This window comes from Gordonibacter pamelaeae, from assembly GCF_003340385.1.
GTDB lineage: Bacteria > Actinomycetota > Coriobacteriia > Coriobacteriales > Eggerthellaceae > Gordonibacter > Gordonibacter pamelaeae.
In genome coordinates, this window is record NZ_PPTS01000034.1 from 1 (window position 1) to 236 (window position 236).

The 236-nt window shown below is 60.6% G+C and carries 1 protein-coding gene; it reads left to right on the forward strand.

Annotated features, from left to right (window positions below; genetic code table 11):
* On the forward strand, positions 1–187 hold a 187-nt coding region (locus C1877_RS15525; RefSeq protein ID WP_220149923.1), incomplete at its 5' end, for a hypothetical protein.
* Positions 188–236 lie beyond the last annotated feature (49 nt).

Here is a 236-nt window from a genome sequence, read left to right on the forward strand (position 1 = left end):
CCGGTTTTCAAGGTTCTCGCCTCCCCTTCCGGGGGGCCTCGCCGCCTCCCTTCCGGGCGAGCGGCGCAAGGAGATACTTTACCTTCCCGTTGCCATCCTGTCAAGAACTTTTTTTCGAAAACTTTCGGTCAAGTCCCTCCGGGAGGCCCCGGGCCGCGTCCTCCTCGAAAACGCAGCCCAAATATAATACGCTCCCCGCCGCGGCTTGGCAAGGGGTGTTTCGGGAAAATCTTCGG